Genomic DNA, 19,255 nt, shown 5'->3' on the forward strand with positions numbered 1-19,255 from the left:
CCTATTGAACGCATGTCGTTAAAAAAACGACTGGTCTAATTTGAGATGAGGGCACTATCTTCGAGATCAAGGTCGTGACCTAAAAAACCACCCGACTGACGCTGCCAAAGGCTGGAATAGATACCCCCTTTTGCCAGTAACTCCTGATGGGTACCGGTTTCGACGATGCGCCCTTCATCTACCACAATCAGTCGGTCGAGCATGGCGATGGTGGAGAGACGGTGGGCAATGGCAATCACCGTTTTACCTTCCATCAGCGTATCTAGCTGCTCTTGAATGGCGGCTTCCACTTCTGAGTCCAGCGCCGAGGTGGCCTCATCCAGCACCAGAATCGGGGCATTTTTGAGCAGCACTCGAGCTATCGCGATCCGCTGACGCTGCCCGCCGGAAAGCTTAACACCGCGCTCGCCCACATGGGCATCCAGGCCGCGGCGCCCTTTCGGGTCAACCAGGTCATTGATAAAGGTATCGGCGTGGGCGCGGCACACCGCCTGCCACACGTCTTCGTCGCTGGCGTGGGGGCTGCCATAACGAATGTTGTCGCGCAGCGAACGGTGCAACAGCGAGGTGTCTTGGGTCACCATGCCAATCTGGTGTCGCAGGGAGGTTTGGGTAACATCGGCAATGTTCTGTCCATCAATCAGAATACGCCCACCCTGCACGTCGTAAAAACGCAGTAGCAGGTTGGCAAGAGTCGATTTACCCGCCCCTGAACGTCCTATCAAACCGATTTTTTCACCGGGAGCGATGGTTAGGTTCAAGCCATCAAACACGGTTTTGTTTTCGCCCTTGGCCTGCTCGTAACCAAACCGCATGGCGTCAAAATGAATTTCCCCTTGGGGCACCTCCAACGGCAGAGCGCCTGGGGCGTCACGCACAGTAGGCTGCCGGGCAATGGTATTCATGCCATCCTGTACGGTGCCGATATTCTCAAACAGCCCGGCGACTTCCCACAAAATCCAGTCGGACATAAAGCGAATACGCATAACCAAGGCAATGGCGATCGCCAGCACGCCCAGCGAAATCGCTTCTGTGTACCAGGCGCTTATGGCCATGGCCGCTGTGCCTATCAACAGCGCGGTATTCAGCAGCGTAAGGCCCACACTCATGATGGTCACCAACCGCATCTGGCGATGCACAGTGACCATAAAGCCTTCCATGGCGTCCTTGGCATAACGCTGCTCGCGCTCGGTGTCAGCAAACAGCTTGATGGTTTGGATATTGCTGTAGCTGTCCACCACGCGGCCGGTCATCTGGGCACGGGCATCAGCCTGGGCCATGGAGACATCGCGCAGGCGCGGCACGAAGTAGCGCATAATCGCCAGATAGCCCACTAACCAGAGCCCCAACGGGATAAGTAGCAACAGATCCGCCCGGCCCAACAAATAGGCCGCGCCGGTAAAGTAGACGATAGCGTAGACCAGCAGATCCATCACCTTGGTGACGGTTTCACGAATCGCCAGCGCCGTTTGCATCACTTTTTGCGATACCCGCCCAGCAAACTCATCCTGATAAAACGCCAGGCTTTGGCTAAGCATATGGCGGTGGGATAGCCAGCGGCCAATCATCGGGTAGTTACCGAAAATACTCTGATGGGTGACCAGCGACTGCAACAACACCAGCAGAGGCAAACCGACCAGCATCAACAACCCCAGGCCAGCAAGCCAGAGTCCATTTTCCGACCAAAAGCCCACCCGTTCAACGTTGCCCAGCCAATCAACCAGTTGACCCATGTAGCTAAAGAAAACCACTTCAGCCGCCGATACCAGCGCCGTGAACAGCGTCATTAGCAGCAACAGCGGCAGCATCGGACGGGAAAAGTGCACAATAAACGGCATTAAGCCCTTAGGCGGCGTTTCAACCTCGCCTTCCGGGTAGGGGTTAACCCGCGTTTCGAAGTAACGAAATAACGGCTGTAAAACACGCGATAGCATGAGGTTTCCTTACGTTACTGGCGTTGGTATTGACGGTCTTTAATTTGTTATGCGTGAGTGTGGAGAGTGTAGATGTCGTTGAAATGTCATTAAGAATTGGAGTGGCGCAGCAGCCAGCGTGCCCAGAACGGCGCAATAATCATCAGCGTAACCATGCGCAGCAGGTGGTGAAAGGCAACAAACACCGGGTCAATATTTAGCGCGACGGCCAAAATAGCCATTTCGCCAATGCCCCCAGGCGCCAGCGCCAGCAGCGCCACGTCGCGACCTACCCCTAGCAGTTGGTGAATCAGCTCGGCAAATAGTGCCAGTACCAGCAACGCTAACAACGTCGCCACGCCGGACTGCCATAAATAGCGGCCAAAAAGCTTGCGCGTCATGCCCTGAAAGCGCGAGCCGATGGCGCTGCCCAGTACCCATAGCATCAGGTTCATTCCCCACTCTGGGAGAGCGAGACTGGCAATATCAATACCGGATAATAAAGCAGCAAATAGCAGTGGTGCCAGCAGTGCGGAACTGGGAATTCGCAGCCAGCGACCTATCGGCAATAGCAGCGGGATCATCAATAGCATCCAGCCGTGTTCAAAGCTGCTGTGAACAGGGCCGATCCCGTCACCGCCGCCCTCATAGGCCCAAAATAGCGGCGGCAAAAAAAGAATCACTAAAATGATGCGAAGCGACTGCGCGACCGCTATGCGCTGGGGGTCGCCACCGCACTTCTCACCTAGCATGATCATCGCTGTCATCGCGCCAGGAGAGGCGCCAAACCAAGCGCTAACCGGATCAAACCCGCAGCGTCGATACCAGGCGGCGGCTACAGCGGTGGAGGCCGCCACCCCCAGCAACAGTAGCGCGGCGGAAACAGGCCAATCCACTACGCGGTGCGCCAACTGCGGCGTCACCTGACTACCCAGCACCATGCCCATCACCGCTAAAAAAACATTACGCAGTGGCTCAGGCACCGAAACCTTAACGCCTTGAGAAGAGGCCAGCAGATTGGCAATCAGCGGGCCAAGCATCCAGGCAAGGGGTAAACCGGTCAGTTGAAATAACGTACCGCCGGCGGCGCCAACGGTTAGCGATATTGCCAGCGCTTTTGCGCTCCCTGCCGACACTCCCTTTATGCTGCCCCTCACGCGTGCTCCTCGCCTTAGCCATGTTGTTGAGTGGCAGTACTGCTAATAACAGAACTGCCGATAACAGTTAACATGCTAAGAATATCGATTTACGGCGCCTATGGCTATCGATCGGGGCTATCACCAAGGTTGTTTCAGTAAGGCTGGGGAATCTCGCCATCGTCGTCTTCATCGCGCATGCGCGCCAAGCGATCGGCCTCTTCCTCTTTGGCATCGTCGATCACTTCCATCAACTCATCGACGTTGGCAATGTGGGTGTCGGCATCGAAGTGGCCGGTGAGCTTGCTATCCGGATGCAGTTCGCCCGACTCATAAAGCGCCCACATCTCTCTGCCATACTCGGTATTCAGAATCTCCGGCGCGAACTGGCCGAAGTAGTTGCGCATGTTATCCACATCGCGATACAGCATGGCGGCCGCGCTGTTATTACCGGCGGCGTCAACGGCCTGGGGCAGATCGATAATAACCGGGCCGGAGGCATCGACCAGCACGTTGAATTCCGACAAATCACCGTGAATCAGACCCGCGCAGAGCATTTTAACCACGTCCTGAATGACTTTGGCGTAATAGGTGACGGCTTGCTCTGGCGTTAGCGTCACTTCGTCCAAGCGCGGCGCTACGTTACCCTCGGCGTCACTGATCATCTCCATCAGCAATACACCATCAACAAAGCCATGGGGCTCGGGCACCCGTACGCCTGCCGAGGCAAGGCGGTAGAGCGCATCGACTTCGGCGTTGAGCCATGCCTGCTCCTGCTCTTTTTGACCGTAACGGGTTTTTTTGGCCATCGCACGTGAACGGCGGCTATTGCGCTCTTTACGCCCTTCTTGATATTGAACGGCCTGTTTAAAGCTGCGCTGTTTGGCCTCTTTAAACACCTTGGCACAGCGCACTTCCTCACCGCAGCGCACCACGTAGACCTGCGCTTCTTTACCACTCATTAACTGCACCAGCACCTCGTCGATCATTCCATCATCGACCAAGGGTTGTAATCGCTTAGGGATTTTCATGGTTAGCTGCGTCGGCTCCTCTTTGGTACGCGTTCAATAACGGATACGGCGAACACGGAAAGCACGCCCTTTTAATTTATCACGCTCAAGTTTGGCCTGAGCTTGTTGAATCACATCGCGCTCAACAGCCACATAGGCACTGCGCGCGAGCACTTTAATTTTACCCACTTGATCACCGTGCAACCCGCCTTCACTGGTCAGTGCGCCAAGAATGTCACCAGGACGCAGCTTGTCTTTCTTGCCACCGGCTAGCTGCAACGTCGCCATTAGCGGCTCAAACGGTACCGAATGCTGAGGTTTAGGCAAGGGTTCAGTGGCAATAGGCTGCTCCAGCAACCCTTCCAGCCGTTCCAGCCGATAACTCTCTTTAGGGGTCACCAGTGTGCAGGCTATGCCACTGGCCCCAGCACGCCCGGTACGCCCTACCCGGTGCACGTGAACATCAAGCTCGCGGGCAATTTGGTAGTTAAACACGGCGTCCAACTGGGCGATATCCAAGCCACGGGCAGCAACGTCCGTGGCCACCAAAATAGATGCACTCTGGTTAGAGAACAGAATCAGAATACGGTCGCGGTCTTTCTGCTCTAAATCGCCATTGAGCGCTACCGCGCTAAACCCGGCATCGGTTAGTTGCTCTGCTACTGCCTGGGTCTCGCGCTTGGTGTTGCAGAATACCACGCTGGTCGCGGGCCGATAGACCAGCAGCAGTTGGCGCAGGGCGTCGAACCGCGCTTCTTCATTGGCGACGCTATAAAAGTGCTGTTGAATCGTGCTGGCATCGTGAACCTCAGCGATTTTGACCATCACCGGTTCACGCATAATGCCACGGGTCATCTCGGTTAGGCCGCCAGATGCATGCTCATCCGGAAAAGTGGCGCTGAACAGTAGCGTTTGGCGGTCAGTGGGGGTATCGGCAATGATGTCATCAATGGTCGCTTGGAAGCCCATATCCAGCATGCGATCCGCTTCATCCAACACCAGTATCGAGAGTGAATCCAGGGTGAGCGAGCCTTTACGCAAATGCTCGTCAATACGCCCTGGTGTACCCACGACAATATGTGCCCCGTGCTCTAAAGAGCCGAGCTGCGGGCCAAAGGGCGCACCGCCGCAGAGGGTGAGTATTTTTACATTGGCCATGCCACGAGCTAAACGGCGCAGCTCTTCAGCCACCTGGTCAGCGAGCTCCCGGGTGGGGCACAGCACCAAGCCTTGCACTGCGAAGCTCTCTACTTTCAGTTTAGCCAGCAGTGCCAAACCAAACGCTGCGGTTTTACCTGAACCGGTTTTCGCCTGCGCCAGCACATCGCGCCCGGCCAGCATCGGCGGCAGGCTTTCCGCCTGCACCGGCGACATTTCGTGGTAGCCAAGGGACGCAAGGTTGCTCAGCAGAGCTTTTGGCAACGCTAACGAGGAGAAAGAGGAGTCAGACACGATATTACCTTGCTTGGGCCACAGGTAGGTGGCCATCGAAAAAAACAGCGCACGCTAGCGAAAGGGCAAACGACACGCGCAAATATTACCGCACCATACCAGAAAGTACCCTGGGCTGCGCCGCCATCACTTCGACATCAGGTGGCCAGGGGTACAAAAGTAGCCTGACTCAGCGTGGCTAAATCCCCAGGCGCTAGCTCAATCTCAAGCCCCCGGCGGCCGGCGCTCACATAGATACTGGCAAAATTTTCGGCAGAATGATCAATAAAAGTGGCTAAGCGCTTTTTCTGCCCCAGCGGGCTAACGCCCCCCAGCACATAACCGGTAGTGCGCTCCACTTCCGACGGTTCCGCCATGGTCGCTTTCTTCGCTCCTGCAGCTTTGGCTATCTGCTTTAACCCCAGTTGGCCATTCACCGGCACAATGCCTACCGCCAGCTGTTTGCTATCCAGCTTTACCACTAAGGTTTTAAATACCTGCTCAACCGCTACGCCCAGTTTTTCAGCCGCTTCCAATCCATAGGACTGCGCGGACGCATCGTGATCGTACTCATGGATTTGAAAAGCAATGCCTGCGTGTTTTGCACTATTAATAGCCGGTGTCATGAAATTCTCTTAGTCAGCCAATATGGAAACATCACTACCCACTGCTAGGTTTAATAACGTGCCCAAGTTAAGGAAGTCAACTGACAGGAGTCTTAAAATGAAAGCCACTTCAAAAGCACAGCAGAAAGCCGCTGGTGCGGCACTTTCCGCCAAGCGCGGTGACACCCAACCCAGCGAGCTGGTAGGCGCCTCTAAGGAGATGTACGACTCGATGAGTGCAGATGAGCTAGAGGAAATGGCGGGCACAAAGCGCAAAGGCAAGCCGCAGAAAAAGGAAAACGATTAGACTTGTCGACGCTTCATGCTTTTCGCGGCTTTAAGTTACTAACGTTAGGCTGGTAACAGGGCGCAGGTTTAGCCGCTTACAGCGTTTCTCTACGCTGTCCACAATCTCTTGAGCGTCGTCGAATTGCTGCTTACCCAGTTGGATATCCACCACCAGGAAGCTACCCACCTGAGCCAAGCGAATGTCGTCGGCAGTAACATCAAAGTCGGCGACTTCTTGCACCACATCCTCGCGCACGCTGCCTAACGGCTCGCCAAACATAAGTTCACGCAGCGCCCCACGCACCATACGAATCGGCATGGGCAAGAAGTAGCCAGCGATAACCAGCACCATCACCGGGTCGGCAAAGCGTGCGTAGCTGGCCCAGGGCGACAGGGTTAGCACCCAAGTAAGTCCAAAACCAAGCATGACAGCGGCACTCAGCAACGTATCCATCTGCCACTGACCTAGCTCTGCGGCCAAAAGCGAGGAGCGCGCCACCCGGGCGTAGCGCGCCAGCCACCACCAAGTTAATAAACAGCCAGTTACGTTGACCAAACCAAATATCAGGGCCAAATCCAGCGTTACCTGCCGCCCGCCATCGAGCAGGCTCCACAGCGCGGAAACCAACGAGACGATACACACCATAGCGATCACGACGCCTTTGAGCAGTACAGCAAGCGGTTCTACCGTCAGCCGCCCAAAGGGATAATGATCATCTGCGGGTTTGCGCGCCTGCTTAAGCGCAAACAAAGATAACGATGCCAGCACAAGGCTCAATAGCGAGTAACCACTGTCAAACAGAATCGTTATGGAACCGCTGGCCAACCCTAGCGTTAGCCCGGCAAACGCAAACAGGCTAGCAGAAATGGCTGAAAATCTTAGCGCACGACGCTCGGCAACAAAGGGGGTCACGCGGATAACTCCATCACATTAGACAAATTGTGCGCCATAATAGTGAAGAGTTATGACAATCACGAATCGCTCAGCGCCAAATTAACTGGCGCTCAAAGCGCTTAACGAGGCGACTATGCGTGCAGAACAGGTACAGGCCTTTATTGATGTCACCGAGCATGGCTCCTTTGCCGCCGCTGCAAGACATACCGGCCTTAAACGGAGCACGCTGAGTGCCGCCGTTAATGCGCTAGAGGACAGCCTTGGTGTGGCGCTATTTGAGCGTTCGGGCAATAGCCTAACGCTTACCGCCGTGGGTGATAGTGTGCTCCCCGACTGCTACCGACTGCTGACAAGCGCCAGCCGAATCAAAAAACACTGTCACCAGCACTTGCAGGGAGTGGAGAGCCAACTCGGCATTGCCCGTGATGATGCCTTGCCCGAGGCGTTTTGGCGCCAGGTAATGCATGATTTAAAACAGCAGTTCCCGCTAACCGCGATTTCGGTGTACTTGGTGCCACCCCAAGAGCATGCCCAGTTTGTCCAGCGCCAAACGGTGGACATTGCCTTTGGACTGTATACCGCTGAAGGCATTGACGCCAACGCGACCAGCCTTGCCCCCGTCAGTATGCGTTTAGTGGCAGCGCCCCTTCATCCACTAAGCCGACTCCCCAGCATTAACCGCGATGACTTAGCACAGTACACCCAAGTGTGTTTGACCCACGTGCAGGATGACAAGCTGATCAGCGAAGCGTTGTTTTCAGGTAATTATCTTGCTTTAACCATGTTTGAGGTGATCCGCGACGCCGTCATCAACGCTACCGGTTGGGCGCTGCTGCCTTATCCGCTGGTTAAAGACGCCCTAGAGGCTGGCACGCTCTGCACGCTTAATCATGATCTAGCCTTGGCTAGCCACTATTACCGTTACGTGGAAAGCGATAACCGCGGCGTAGTGGCTACCGCCTTGTTAAACAAGGTGGTGTATTTCCTAGCTTCCCAGAACTGATATCCAATACTAATCCAGAGCTAACACCCAGGGCTAACTGGCATATCGTTGAAATCATTTATGTGGAAAAAAACACCAAAGCCTTCCACGCTATTAAAAAGTGCTAAATAAGGAGCTGCCAGGACACGCCACGTACGGAACACTGGCAAGTGTCATCCAGGCGTCATATGCACCTGCCAGTGTCGAAGTTGCCGTCAACCAAGGAGTGATTCCAACGATGGTACGACTCGATAAGAAAGCCACTCGGCTGTATGTGTTGGACACCAATGTCCTCATTCATGACCCCACCGCGCTCTACCACTTCGATGAGCACGACGTCGTTATCCCCATGACCGTCCTGGAGGAACTTGATAAGCACAAAAATGGTGTTCGTGAAATTGCCCGCACGGCCCGCCAAATCAGCCGTACGCTCTCTGACCTGACCAGCCAAGTCACCTTTGATGAGATCCAACGCGGCATTCCGATTCCCCGGCTTAGCGGCGACACAGGACGTCTGCACTTTTTATGCTACAACGATTTAAAGCTCTTTGACGCCCTCGACGATAGCCCCGATAACCGCATACTGGCGGAGACCTGCCGCCTACGCGAAGAACGTCCCGACGCCTCCGTCATCCTGATTACCAAAGATATCAACCTCCGCGTTAAAGCCGCCGCGTTGAAAGTGCCGGTTGAGGATTATCTCAACGATCGCGCCTTCTCCGACAGCGACGCCATGATTGAGGGCGCACAGGTCTACGCCTCTGCAGGCCAGCATGGCGCGTCACTATGGGAAGCATTGAATGTCGATGTCACTGTGGAGCGCCTGGATCACCAAACATTCTATCAACTCACCGGTACCATGCCCCGCCACTGGCACGTGGGCATGCTGGTATCGGATAGCGAAAACGGGGCGGAGTTTGAAGCGATCATTCGCGAGCTGAGCCCCTCTTCGGCCCGCCTTCAACTGCTGACGAACTACCGCCACCACGCTGGCGTTTGGGGCGTTCACGCCCACGACAGTCGGCAAAATTTCACCCTAAACCTACTCATGGATCCCGATATTGACCTGGTCACCATTGCCGGTAATGCCGGTACCGGTAAGACCTTTATGACCCTGGCCGCGGCCTTTCAGCAGACCCTCGACGCCAAGCTGTTCGAGCGCATTGTGTTTACCCGCGCGCCGATCCCTATGGGCGAAGATATCGGCTTTTTGCCCGGCACTGAAGAGGAGAAAATGTCACCGTGGATGGGTGCCTTCCATGACAATATGGACAATCTGTTGCGCAATGAGGAAGGCGATTCCAGCTGGGATAACGGCGCCACACGGCAACTGATTGGCTCGCGAGTGCAGATACGCGCACCAAGTTTTATGCGCGGCCGCACCTTGAACGATACCTTTCTAATCATTGATGAGGCGCAAAACTTCACCCCCAAACAGCTTAAATCACTAGTAACACGGGCGGGGCGCAATACCAAAATTGTCTGTTTGGGCAACGTCGGACAGATTGATACGCCTTATCTCACTGCCAACACCTGTGGCATGGCCGCGGTGGTTGAGCGCTTTCGCGACTGGCCCCACGCCGGGCATATCACCCTGAAAAGCGTTGAACGCTCGCGCTTGGCCCTGGCGGCGGAAGAGCTGCTTTAAGCCTGTTGTTTTAAACCTATTGTTTTAAACCTATTATTTTAAACCAATCGCCTCCCACCACTGGTGGGAGGTGATTCTTCGCCATCATGTATCGTTACTTTCCTTAATATCCTTCCTCGGCCGAGGGGCGCCAATGGTGTCCGCGGCAAACGCCTCGCGTTCCCCTAACGGACGCGTCTCGCCAATGGTGGTGTCGGTGAAGGTTTGGCGCTCCATCTCACAATTAACTTCCGCACCAAACAGCACAACAAAAGCGGAGAGCCAGAACCATAACATTAGCGCCACCACCGCTCCCAATGAGCCATAAAGCTCGCTAAAGGTAGAGAAGTAGCGCACATAGAGCGAAAGCCCGCCGGAACCTAATAACCACATTATCGTCGCCAGCAGCGTGCCATAGCTTAACCAGCTCCACTGGGCTGAACGCCGATAGGGCGCGTAGCGGTAGAGCAGCGCAATTAGCATACTCATCATCAACAATAGTGCAGGCCAGCGCAGCCACTGCAGTATTCGGTTCAGCGGTTGGTCAATCGCCAGGGAGTTAACCACCACCGGCACGATGGCAATAAACGCCAGCGAGACCAGGGTCATAAAAATCAAGCCAAAGGTCAGTGATACCAATACCGTACTGCGATGTAACAGGCTGCGCTTTTCGGTTTCGCCGTAAACCACATTAAGACCGATAACCAGCACCGCCACTCCTTTGGAAGCGATATACATTGCAATCAGCAACCCGGCTAAAGCGCCCAGAAAATTACCCGATTCCGCGCTCTCCACGACCTTCTGGGCCTGCTGATCAATCAGTTTGGCAGCATCCGGCGGCATAAAGCGGCTAATTTCGTACAACTGCTGGCCAGCTTCATAAGGATCAAACAGTAACCCCCAGAGAGAAATGACCGCCGCAATGGTGGGAAACAGCGCTAGCAAGGCGTAGAAAGCCACACCTGCGGCCAGCATGGTAAGACGATTACGGCGCGCAGCGCGCACTACCCGCCAGGCAATATCGTGCCAACCCCGCTGGGGGATATCACTGGGTACTAGCGCGCGGCGACCGCGAGGCAGTTTACTCATAGCACGTTCCTGACAAGTAAATTCCACACAATCGACTCATCGCTGGCCTTCCCACATCAGTAGCGCCGCAAGCAGCACGGCAAGTATCATCATCAAACCACTGGTATGGTGACGCAACCAGGACTCGGTCGACAACAGCCGCGTTAAATGCCCCATCAACATTGCTTCGGTTTTTTGTGCGGTTGCCACGCTCGTCGCTTTTATCTGGATGCAGCAGTGCCCAACCCAGCGTAATGGCACCAGCACAGCGCCTACGATACCCGCGTAAAGCCACCATAGGTCGCCTGCGGGGAGCGATTTACCCTTCAGCGGTTGCGTTAGTAGCCAACCCACCATCGCGAACATCACCCCAACCGGAAAGGGCCACATGATGCCCAGCCACTCTTTCAGCGGCGGTATCTCGATGCTGCCTGCTGGAAGGGGAAGCCAAAGCGGCGTTAACAGCGCTGCGGCGATGGCGACTAACCAGGCACCCCACTGCTCTCGGTTACTGCCCCCCTGATGGCGCTGCTGCCACTGACGCCACAAGGCAACACTCACCAGTGCCGCCGTGCCAACAGCGGCCCAACTAAGCAGCGTGATCAGCGATTCATGGTGCATTTCATAGAGCGGACTCTTAACACTCCACTTGCTGATCAGGCCCGCGCCAATGGCGCCCGCCAACGAGATACCCGGCAGTGCCAACAAAGCCCAGACCAACGGCAGCGGCCAGCGCGGTAGATGCTCGCTGATACTCGTGCCCATAAATAGCGAACCTTTGGCCAGCGCGTGATGGGCGGCAAACAGTACTAAACCTGGCCATAGCAGCGGCCATACCTCTGGGGCGACCAAGCCCATGGCCACCAGCGCGGTCATCATGCCCATCTGGCTGATACTGGAATAGGCCAACACGGCTTTGGGATGGCGCTGAAAAACCCCATACAGCGCGGCGCCAAACGCCGCCGCCAGCCCTGCGATTAACATGTAGTTGCCAAACCGGGCTAGCGGTTCTGACACTTGCTCATGGCCTAACGGCAGCACACTGATCCAGCCCAATAGCCCCGCCTTGATCATCGCCCCACTCAGCACCGCGCTAGCAGGCGCCGGTGCTACCGGGTGCGCTAACGGTAGCCATACGTGCAGACCGATAACACCCGCTTTTACGCCAAAGCCCAGGCACAGCAAGGCGGCCATCCAAGCACCATGTTCAGCCACTAAAATGCTTTCACGTACCCCTTGGAGCGTAAGCGTATTAGCTTCACCGGCTGCCCATAGAAAGCCGCCTAGAATTAGCCCTTCACCCACTACAGCTAAAATCAAATAGGCCTTAGCCCCCAACCGTGCCTCCTCTGTACCGCTATGCACCACCAGGGCGTAGGCGGCGAAGGTCATCAGCGCAAAACCGAGATAAAAGCTGGCGATATCCTGGGCAATAATCAGCAGCACATTGCCCAGCAGCGTCAGCGGCCACAACAGCGCCAAACGCAACAGCCGCCGCTCTGCGTCTTGATCACCGTCCTGAGCCTTCGCCTGCTCCGCTGCAAAATAGCCCCTGGCATGAAACGCCGCCAGACTCCAGAGCAGCGCGGTAAACGCAAGCCACGGGCGGCTTAACGAGTTTAGCGCCCATTCGCCGCCCAGCATCCAGGCATCCATTGTCCACTGCGCTTCGCCGCCGTAGGCTAATAGCAGCGCTGGCCAAGCGGCGCTTAGCCACAGTACTGAAAAATATTCGCGCCGGGCGCTTGGAGTGCTGGAGGTCTGCCATATCACCACCCCGGCAACCCCTAGCGGCCACAGCAGCGATAGTGCCAACAGCAGCGTCATCATGGCAGGTACTCCCCGTTGGCCACCCGAGCGGCCCAATCCAAGGGGCTAAAGGGCAGCCCGGCAAACAATCCGGCTCCCAGGCTGGCCATGGCGGTAAACACCATGGGCCAAAGTAGCCAGCCATGGGTTTCTAAACGGCCTAGACGCTGCTCTTCGGGCCAACCACCTTTACCGTGGGAGGGCCCTAAGCGGAACCACAAACGGTGCACAATGGGTAAAAAATACATGGCGTTGAGTGTACTGCTCGCCACTAGCACACCGACGACCCAGTACATCTCGGCTTGAATCGCGCCAACCCCGAGATACCACTTGGTAATAAACCCCGCCACGGGCGGAAGGCCAATCATGCCAAACGCGCCGATGGTAAACGCAATGCTGGTCAACGGCATGCGCTTGCCTGCACCGTCCATCTCATCAATGCGATGAATTCCCAGCTCTTCGGCATAGTTGCCCGCGCAAAAGAACAGCGTGACCTTCATTAAGCCCTGATGCAGCAAATGCGCTAAGGCGCCGACGGTGCCAAAAGGGCCAAACAGTCCTATACCGAGAATGACGTAGGAGACTTGGCTAATGGTGGAAAACGCTAGGCGTGGTTTCAGCTCCTCTTGGGCAATGGCTCTTAACGAGCCATAAATAATCGTAAAAGAGGCCGCCACCGCTAGCACTGTAATAACACCTAGTTCCACGCTCAGCTCAACGCCAAACAGGTCGTAAACGACCCGCAGAATCCCGAAGGCACCGGCCTTCACCACAGCTACCGCGTGAAGCAGCGCACTCACCGGCGCGGGCGCCACCATTGCTCTCGGCAGCCAACCGTGCAGCGGCACCATGGCAGCTTTTACCGCAAGTCCACCGACTAACAAGGCAAATATCAGCGTAAGCAGGCCACGGTGATCGTTCAAATAGTCACCTAAGCCCTCTTCTGAAGAGAACGATTGATCCCCGGTCAGGCTATACAGCAACACAGCCCCAAGTAACAGCACCACACCGGCACTTAGCGTATAGCGTAAATAGATACGCCCCGCATTGAGGGCTTTCTCAGTGCCCCGGTGAACCACCAGCGGGTACGTGGAGAGCGTCAACATTTCGTAGAAAATCAGGAAAGTAAACAGGTTATCGGCGAGTGCTATGCCTAACGTACTGGCCACGCATAAGCTAAAGAAGCCAAAGAACCGCTTCCGGTTGGCAGAATTTTCCAAGTAGCCGATGGCATAAACCGTGGTACACAACCAAAGCAGTGACGATAGCCCGGCAAACATCACTCCTAGCGCATCAGTACGCAGTACGAAATCGACGCCACCGATCACTTGAAAGCTAAAAATATCCTCATGCCCCGCGGCTACCCGCCTGACCATCAGGGCGACCAGAACAATTTTAAACACCGCTGCCACTAGGTTAACCGTCGTGCGCAGCCGCCTGGCGTCTTCCGGTAGCGCAAAAATAGTCACAGCGGCCAGTAGCGAGGTAGCCAAAGCAGTAAGCGGTAACCAGGCGGCGTTCATGGGCTACCTCCATGCATCAATTCCAGCGGGAAATGCGCCAATAGCCCTAGGGCGAACGCAATCAAAGCAAGCGTTAACGCGATCAGATCCATGCCCGGCGCCAAGGGTTGATAACGATGGCGGGGGGCCGTCTCATCAAAGGAGTAGCGAAACATGCGAAACACATAGGCCGCGGTCAGCAGCGTACCGGTTAATAGTGCCGCCACCGCCCACCACTGCTCGGTGATGATCATCGCCTGAAGCAGCATCCATTTAGCCGTGAAGCCAGCACTAGGTGGAAGTCCCATCAGGGTGATAGAGGCGATGCCAAACACTAATAGCGAAAGCGACAAGCGGCGGCTGGTACCGGCCAGGCCTTTGAGCGTGCTCTCCCCAGTGGCCAGTATCAGGTTGCCTGCAGCCATAAACATGGCAGCTTTAGCAAAGGCGTGGCCCATCAGTTGCAGCCAAAACCCTTCCCAGGCTAAAGCACGGGGCAGCGGCGCAATATCCGGCCCCAACAGCAGCGGAAAAGCCACCATGAGATACCCCAACTGCGCCACGGTGGACGAAGCAACTAACGTTTTAAGCGAATCAGTACGCCAGGCCAGCAACCCACCCCATACAATCGCCAACATGCCCAGCCAGGCGATAACACGCGGAGCATAGAACGTATCAGGTAGCAGAATGCTCCACAGTTGCAGCAGCATAAACAGCGACGCTTTGATCACCAGTGCGGCATGCAGCGCGCTCACTGGCGTCCAGGCACTCTCATGTACGGGGGTCAGCCACGCATGCAACGGAAACAGCGCGGCTTTTAAGGCCAACCCAGCGCCGATCAGCGCCGCAGCGAACCATGCCACCGGCCCTGGCTCAATGACGTCAGCCAAGCCCTGCAAATCCAATCGGCCCCAGTGGCCTAAAATCAGCGCCACCCCGAGCAGATAAGTTAACGAGCCCACCAGAGCCAACAGCAAATAGCGCATCCCCGCTACTAGCGCGGGTACCTTTCCCGACAGCATCAGCATGCCGACCGCAGCCAGGCCCATCAGCTCTAGTGCTGCATAAAGGGTCAACAGATCGGTGGCCAGCCAAATTAACGAGAGCGCACTGAGCACAACGCCCATCAAAGGCCACAGCCAGCGTGCCAACGACCCGGTTTCGCTTAAGCGCAAATACCCTGGGGTATAGAGCGCCGCCGCAACACCAATTACCTGAGTCATTAATAGCAATAGTACGCTCAGCCCGTTTAATCGCAGCGACAGGTGAACGCCCGCTATTTCCCACTGCCAACGCAGAAGTCCCGCTTGGTCATAAGCAAAGAGCAGCACTAGTCCAGAGGCCAATACCGGCACGCTGGCTAGCACTATGGGCCATGCCCGCTTAAGAGGAAATACTACTGCCAGCAAGCCCAGTAGTAGCGGCAAGCCAAGCGCAGCTAACAGCGCCCAGTGAGTAAGGGCAAGGGGTTCAAAGGTGTGATCGAAAAGGCCAAAGCGCCAGATCATGTAGCGCCTTCCTTGGACTCGCCGTCATGCCCCAAGGCCTCGATGCCTTCCAGATGTAAAAGCTGCCTAATCAGCAAAGCGCCGAGCATCGACCCTAGCCAGGCGACTAACAACCCCACGCTAATTAACGCCTGGGCAGGCGGCGAGGTACCCGCCACGCCAGCCAGCAGCATAAACACCCCCGAGCCAAGCAGATTAAACGCCAGCAGGCGACGTAGCAGATGGCGATGCAGTGCAAATGCCCCTATGGCACTGGCGGCAATCACCACCCCAGCAAGAAGCAGCGGATGCTCTGAAGGTGAATACGCCATGTCGACTATTACATAGAGAATCGCCGCACCGATCATCACAAACCAGGCCAGCGCCAACAGCAAACGTATAGCCGCTCGCGACCAGGGTTCGTTAAAGGTATCGCGCTTGAGAGGGGAAGAAGCACCAGGTAAAAGGTGGCCCAGGGCATAGAAAAAGCAGAGCCCTGTTAGCACGACGCCCAACAACAGCTCGGTAACAACAAGCCAGGGAGCGCCGAGTTGCCACCATGCCAGCGTCATGACGACAGCAAAGGCCACAAAAAAGCAGCAGGCGCGCACCAGGTGGCGATCAAACAGGCACACTAGTGCCGACACCGTTAGGCATAGCGCCAGGACTGCTTCTATCGTATCAAAGGAAGCTATCATTCGTTTTCGCTACATCCTTGCATCGGTCACGAATAGGTGCTTACTGTGCCTGCCTTTTACACCGTTGTCGACGCAGCTATTAACCTAAACGAGCACTTAGCCATTTGCCAATATCATTCACCTGCTGGGGGCAAAGCGCATGGGCCATCGGGTATTGGCGATAATTAACGCTGTAACCCATCGCTTTTAAGCGGTCGGCACCGGTGCGACCCAAGCTTTCAGGCACAATGGGGTCAAAGTTACCGTGCTGGACTTCTACAGGGATCTGACGGTTAGCTTCTGCAAGGTCGATATTGTCTGCCGTCGCAAAGTAGGTCGACATGGCCAACAAGCCCCCCAGCGGCACAGGAAAAGTCAGCGCGGCGTGGTAGGCGACAGCACCACCTTGCGAAAAGCCCGCCACAATAATGCGTTGGCTGTCTATACCCTGATCGATCTGCTCTTGAATCAGCGCTTGGATTCGCTTAGCAGATTTCTTGAGCTGGCTCTCATCAACCCTACGCCCCAAATCCATCGCTAAAATATCGTACCAAGCGGGCATCACCATACCGCCATTAATCGTTACCGGCAGGCGTGGCGCATGGGGCATGATAAAGCGCACGTGTGAGTCTTTGGGTAGCGCTAATGCGGGAACCAACGGTTCAAAATCGTGCCCATCCGCACCTAAGCCGTGAATAATAAAGACGCAGGCATCGGCGGGTTGACCATCTTTCGGTTCAATAATCAGTTCGCCAGGAGCAGTCATGAAGTCGTATTCCTTATTCAAAAAGCGTCACCCTAGCGCAAACCCGCGTTAACAGCGAGCGGGGGGAGACCCTAAAATAGTAGCAGCACGTTAAAAGGGCCATATCAGGGGAATTAAAAAGAGCGCTATGGCACCGGTCAGTATATTTAATCCACTGCCCAGGCGTAGAAAATCACTCATCCGGTAGCCACCCGGGCCATATACCATCAGGTTGGTTTGATAACCGATGGGGGTTAAAAAGCTTGCCGAGGCGGCAAACATTACCGCCACCACATAGGGCATCGGGCTAACGCCCAAGCTTTCGGCAGCGCTCATCACCACCGGAAAAATAATTACCGCCGCTGCGTTATTGGTCACCAGTTCGGTGAGCAGTGCGACGACGCAGTAAGTGCCTATCAATAGTAGCAATGGATTCCCTGCCACTATTGTTAGCACCCCGCCGGCCATTACTTCAGCGGCACCAGAGCTCTGCAGTGCAGCCCCCACCCCAAACGACGCAGCAATGGTGAGCAACACCTGGGTATCCAGGCCACGCTTGGCAGCGCCCACCGAACAACAGCCCGTTAATAGCGCCAATGCCGCCCCCAGCATGGCCGCGTTAAGCATGCTCAACACACCGAAAGCGGCGAGTAGCACGGCACCTAATAGCAGGCCCCACGCTAGCGGCGCTTTCTCATGAATCGGCCGCGCCGCGCCATTTAGCTCACTAATCAGCAAAAAGTCCCTCGACTGGCGGTGACGCTCAATAAAGGGGGGCCGCGCCTCCAGCAACAACACGTCGGCGGGCTGTAGTCGCACTTGGCCAAGATTACCCTTAACCCGTTCACCGCCACGGCAGATCGCCAGCACCGCTGCTCCATAAAGGGTTCTAAAGTGGCCATCGCGAATACGCTGGCCAATAAACTGGCACTGATTTGAGACCACCGCCTCAACTAAGCGGCGCTCTTTAAACTCTTTCTCCAAACTGGAGGTGGCATCACGGGAAGGAATTAAGCCACGAATTTGCTGCAACTCTACCGCCGCATCAGAGGTACCTGCAAACACCAGCCGATCACCGCCTTTGAGCTGCTCGCCAGGCCCAACAACGCTGACCACGTTGCCCGCACGCTCAATCTCGACTAAAAACAGCTCCTGTAGGTGACGTAGCCCTGCCTCTTCGACAGTGCGATCCACCAGCACTCCTACCGGGTCGACTTCCATTTCGATAGTGAACTCGCGCGGATTGGCAAACGCATTGGCCACCCCCTCCCGAGCGGGCAACAACCGTGGCCCTAACAAGACTAGATAAGCAAGTCCTGCGATGGCCACGGGAACACCTACCCAGGCCAAATCCAACAGCCCCATGCCAAGCTCAGGGTAACGCTCCAACAGCAGCCCATGTACCACCAAGTTAGTGCTAGTGCCAAATAGCGTAATGGTGCCACCGAGGATAGAGGCGAAACTAAGCGGCATCAGCAGCCGCTGGGGAGACAAGCGCAGCCGACGACTCCAGCTCATGACCGCGGGAATATAGGTTGCAACGACGGGGGTATTATTGACAAAGCCGCTAAGCGAAGCCACCGGGATCAGCAGGCGAACCAGCGCGCCTCGCTCGCTTTTTGGCCGTTTGAGTACATAGCGAATAATCAGGTCGATGCCGCCAGTTTCGCGGATGCTGGCCACCAGCACATACATAAACGCCACAGTAAACAGGCCGCTATTGGAGAAGCCCCCCAGCGCCTGCTGCGGGTCAATCACGCCCAGCGTCATGAGTAAAATAACTGCGCCCAGCAAGATAATATCCGGCCCCAGGCGCGAAAAGGCCATGAGCGGGAAGATAGTAAGCACTACCCCTACTGCTATCCAGGCATCCAGCGACATAACCACAACATCCTTAACAAATAAGCATGGTGGTATTGTGAAGCCAATCCTATATTCTAAAAAGTTATTTTTAGAAACACTTAAAGATCAAAATGGAATATAAGGCATATATAGGCACAAAAAACCCCGCACATGGCGGGGTTTCTTGGTCAATCAACGCTAGGCGATGATTACTAACATCACAATGTTTAAGAGTTAA

Annotated in this window: 16 protein-coding genes; 3 read left to right on the forward strand and 13 right to left on the reverse strand. The window is 55.6% G+C overall.

Translation table 11 applies throughout. The features are described from left to right. Positions 1–35: 35 nt before the first annotated feature. The 5 genes from KUC_RS12405 to ybaK form a co-directional block, all read right to left on the reverse strand. Positions 36–1,934: an ABC transporter ATP-binding protein gene (locus KUC_RS12405; RefSeq protein ID WP_007113548.1), complete on the reverse strand. Its 1,899-nt coding sequence runs from the start codon at positions 1,932–1,934 to the stop codon at positions 36–38. Positions 1,935–2,023: 89 nt separating this feature from the next. After that, positions 2,024–3,058, reverse strand: a complete 1,035-nt coding sequence (locus tag KUC_RS12410; RefSeq protein WP_040481067.1) for an AbrB family transcriptional regulator — start codon at positions 3,056–3,058, stop codon at positions 2,024–2,026. A 146-nt stretch (positions 3,059–3,204) separates the two neighbouring features. Beyond that, complete coding sequence (locus tag KUC_RS12415; RefSeq protein ID WP_007113550.1) at positions 3,205–4,080, reverse strand: PA4780 family RIO1-like protein kinase; 876 nt, start codon at positions 4,078–4,080, stop codon at positions 3,205–3,207. A gap of 33 nt (positions 4,081–4,113) precedes the next feature. After that, on the reverse strand, positions 4,114–5,547 hold the full coding sequence (gene dbpA, locus KUC_RS12420) for an ATP-dependent RNA helicase DbpA (protein ID WP_007113551.1): 1,434 nt from the start codon (positions 5,545–5,547) through the stop codon (positions 4,114–4,116). A gap of 101 nt (positions 5,548–5,648) precedes the next feature. Beyond that, positions 5,649–6,116, reverse strand: a complete 468-nt coding sequence (gene ybaK / locus KUC_RS12425; protein WP_007113552.1) for a Cys-tRNA(Pro) deacylase — start codon at positions 6,114–6,116, stop codon at positions 5,649–5,651. 97 nt (positions 6,117–6,213) lie between these two features. On the opposite strand from ybaK, the gene KUC_RS12430 reads away from it, so the two are divergent. Further along, entirely contained in the window at positions 6,214–6,402 is a 189-nt protein-coding gene (locus tag KUC_RS12430; RefSeq protein WP_007113553.1) for a DUF3008 family protein, read from the forward strand. Positions 6,403–6,432: 30 nt separating this feature from the next. On the opposite strand, the gene KUC_RS12435 is transcribed toward KUC_RS12430, so the two are convergent. Next, positions 6,433–7,296 (reverse strand): cation diffusion facilitator family transporter, encoded by an 864-nt coding sequence (locus tag KUC_RS12435; RefSeq protein WP_007113554.1) that lies wholly within the window; start codon positions 7,294–7,296, stop codon positions 6,433–6,435. A 115-nt stretch (positions 7,297–7,411) separates the two neighbouring features. Between KUC_RS12435 and KUC_RS12440 the strand changes: the two genes are divergently transcribed. Beyond that, on the forward strand, positions 7,412–8,281 hold the full coding sequence (locus tag KUC_RS12440) for a LysR family transcriptional regulator (protein ID WP_007113555.1): 870 nt from the start codon (positions 7,412–7,414) through the stop codon (positions 8,279–8,281). A 217-nt stretch (positions 8,282–8,498) separates the two neighbouring features. Further along, the gene (locus KUC_RS12445; RefSeq protein WP_007113556.1) at positions 8,499–9,908 is read left to right on the forward strand and encodes a PhoH family protein; all 1,410 of its coding nucleotides are present in this window, start codon (positions 8,499–8,501) and stop codon (positions 9,906–9,908) included. An 84-nt stretch (positions 9,909–9,992) separates the two neighbouring features. Here the strand turns inward: KUC_RS12445 and KUC_RS12450 are convergent, their stop codons facing one another. From KUC_RS12450 to KUC_RS12480, 7 genes are all read right to left on the reverse strand, one after another. After that, complete coding sequence (locus KUC_RS12450; protein WP_040480797.1) at positions 9,993–10,976, reverse strand: YihY/virulence factor BrkB family protein; 984 nt, start codon at positions 10,974–10,976, stop codon at positions 9,993–9,995. Between the two features lie 36 nt (positions 10,977–11,012). Next, positions 11,013–12,785: a complex I subunit 5 family protein gene (locus tag KUC_RS12455; RefSeq protein WP_007113558.1), complete on the reverse strand. Its 1,773-nt coding sequence runs from the start codon at positions 12,783–12,785 to the stop codon at positions 11,013–11,015. Continuing rightward, a complete protein-coding gene (locus KUC_RS12460; RefSeq protein WP_007113559.1) occupies positions 12,782–14,287 on the reverse strand; it encodes a complex I subunit 5 family protein in 1,506 nt (501 codons plus the stop codon). The genes KUC_RS12455 and KUC_RS12460 overlap by 4 nt, the downstream gene beginning before the upstream one ends. Next, on the reverse strand, positions 14,284–15,774 hold the full coding sequence (locus KUC_RS12465; protein WP_007113560.1) for a complex I subunit 5 family protein: 1,491 nt from the start codon (positions 15,772–15,774) through the stop codon (positions 14,284–14,286). The genes KUC_RS12460 and KUC_RS12465 overlap by 4 nt, the downstream gene beginning before the upstream one ends. Next, complete coding sequence (locus KUC_RS19115; protein ID WP_050804855.1) at positions 15,771–16,451, reverse strand: hydrogenase subunit MbhD domain-containing protein; 681 nt, start codon at positions 16,449–16,451, stop codon at positions 15,771–15,773. The genes KUC_RS12465 and KUC_RS19115 overlap by 4 nt, the downstream gene beginning before the upstream one ends. 79 nt (positions 16,452–16,530) lie before the next feature. After that, a complete protein-coding gene (locus KUC_RS12475) occupies positions 16,531–17,196 on the reverse strand; it encodes an alpha/beta hydrolase (protein WP_007113562.1) in 666 nt (221 codons plus the stop codon). Positions 17,197–17,286: 90 nt separating this feature from the next. After that, a complete protein-coding gene (locus KUC_RS12480) occupies positions 17,287–19,056 on the reverse strand; it encodes an SLC13 family permease (RefSeq protein WP_007113563.1) in 1,770 nt (589 codons plus the stop codon). Between the last annotated feature and the right edge of the window lie 199 nt (positions 19,057–19,255).

The sequence above is a fragment of the Vreelandella boliviensis LC1 genome (genome assembly GCF_000236035.1).
In the GTDB taxonomy this organism is placed as follows: Bacteria; Pseudomonadota; Gammaproteobacteria; order Pseudomonadales; family Halomonadaceae; genus Vreelandella; species Vreelandella boliviensis.

What these genes read in the sequence shown, in the direction of transcription:
- KUC_RS12405 (WP_007113548.1), bottom strand. Translation starts at nt 1,934, where the DNA reads ATGCTATCGCGTGTTTTACAGCCGTTATTTCGTTACTTCGAAACGCGG.
- KUC_RS12430 (WP_007113553.1), top strand. Translation starts at nt 6,214, where the DNA reads ATGAAAGCCACTTCAAAAGCACAGCAGAAAGCCGCTGGTGCGGCACTT.
- KUC_RS19115 (WP_050804855.1), bottom strand. Translation starts at nt 16,451, where the DNA reads ATGATAGCTTCCTTTGATACGATAGAAGCAGTCCTGGCGCTATGCCTA.
- KUC_RS12475 (WP_007113562.1), bottom strand. Translation starts at nt 17,196, where the DNA reads ATGACTGCTCCTGGCGAACTGATTATTGAACCGAAAGATGGTCAACCC.
- KUC_RS12440 (WP_007113555.1), top strand. Translation starts at nt 7,412, where the DNA reads ATGCGTGCAGAACAGGTACAGGCCTTTATTGATGTCACCGAGCATGGC.
- KUC_RS12445 (WP_007113556.1), top strand. Translation starts at nt 8,499, where the DNA reads ATGGTACGACTCGATAAGAAAGCCACTCGGCTGTATGTGTTGGACACC.
- ybaK (WP_007113552.1), bottom strand. Translation starts at nt 6,116, where the DNA reads ATGACACCGGCTATTAATAGTGCAAAACACGCAGGCATTGCTTTTCAA.
- KUC_RS12450 (WP_040480797.1), bottom strand. Translation starts at nt 10,976, where the DNA reads ATGAGTAAACTGCCTCGCGGTCGCCGCGCGCTAGTACCCAGTGATATC.
- KUC_RS12415 (WP_007113550.1), bottom strand. Translation starts at nt 4,080, where the DNA reads ATGAAAATCCCTAAGCGATTACAACCCTTGGTCGATGATGGAATGATC.
- KUC_RS12460 (WP_007113559.1), bottom strand. Translation starts at nt 14,287, where the DNA reads ATGAACGCCGCCTGGTTACCGCTTACTGCTTTGGCTACCTCGCTACTG.
- KUC_RS12465 (WP_007113560.1), bottom strand. Translation starts at nt 15,774, where the DNA reads ATGATCTGGCGCTTTGGCCTTTTCGATCACACCTTTGAACCCCTTGCC.
- KUC_RS12480 (WP_007113563.1), bottom strand. Translation starts at nt 19,056, where the DNA reads ATGTCGCTGGATGCCTGGATAGCAGTAGGGGTAGTGCTTACTATCTTC.
- dbpA (WP_007113551.1), bottom strand. Translation starts at nt 5,547, where the DNA reads ATGGCCACCTACCTGTGGCCCAAGCAAGGTAATATCGTGTCTGACTCC.
- KUC_RS12455 (WP_007113558.1), bottom strand. Translation starts at nt 12,785, where the DNA reads ATGATGACGCTGCTGTTGGCACTATCGCTGCTGTGGCCGCTAGGGGTT.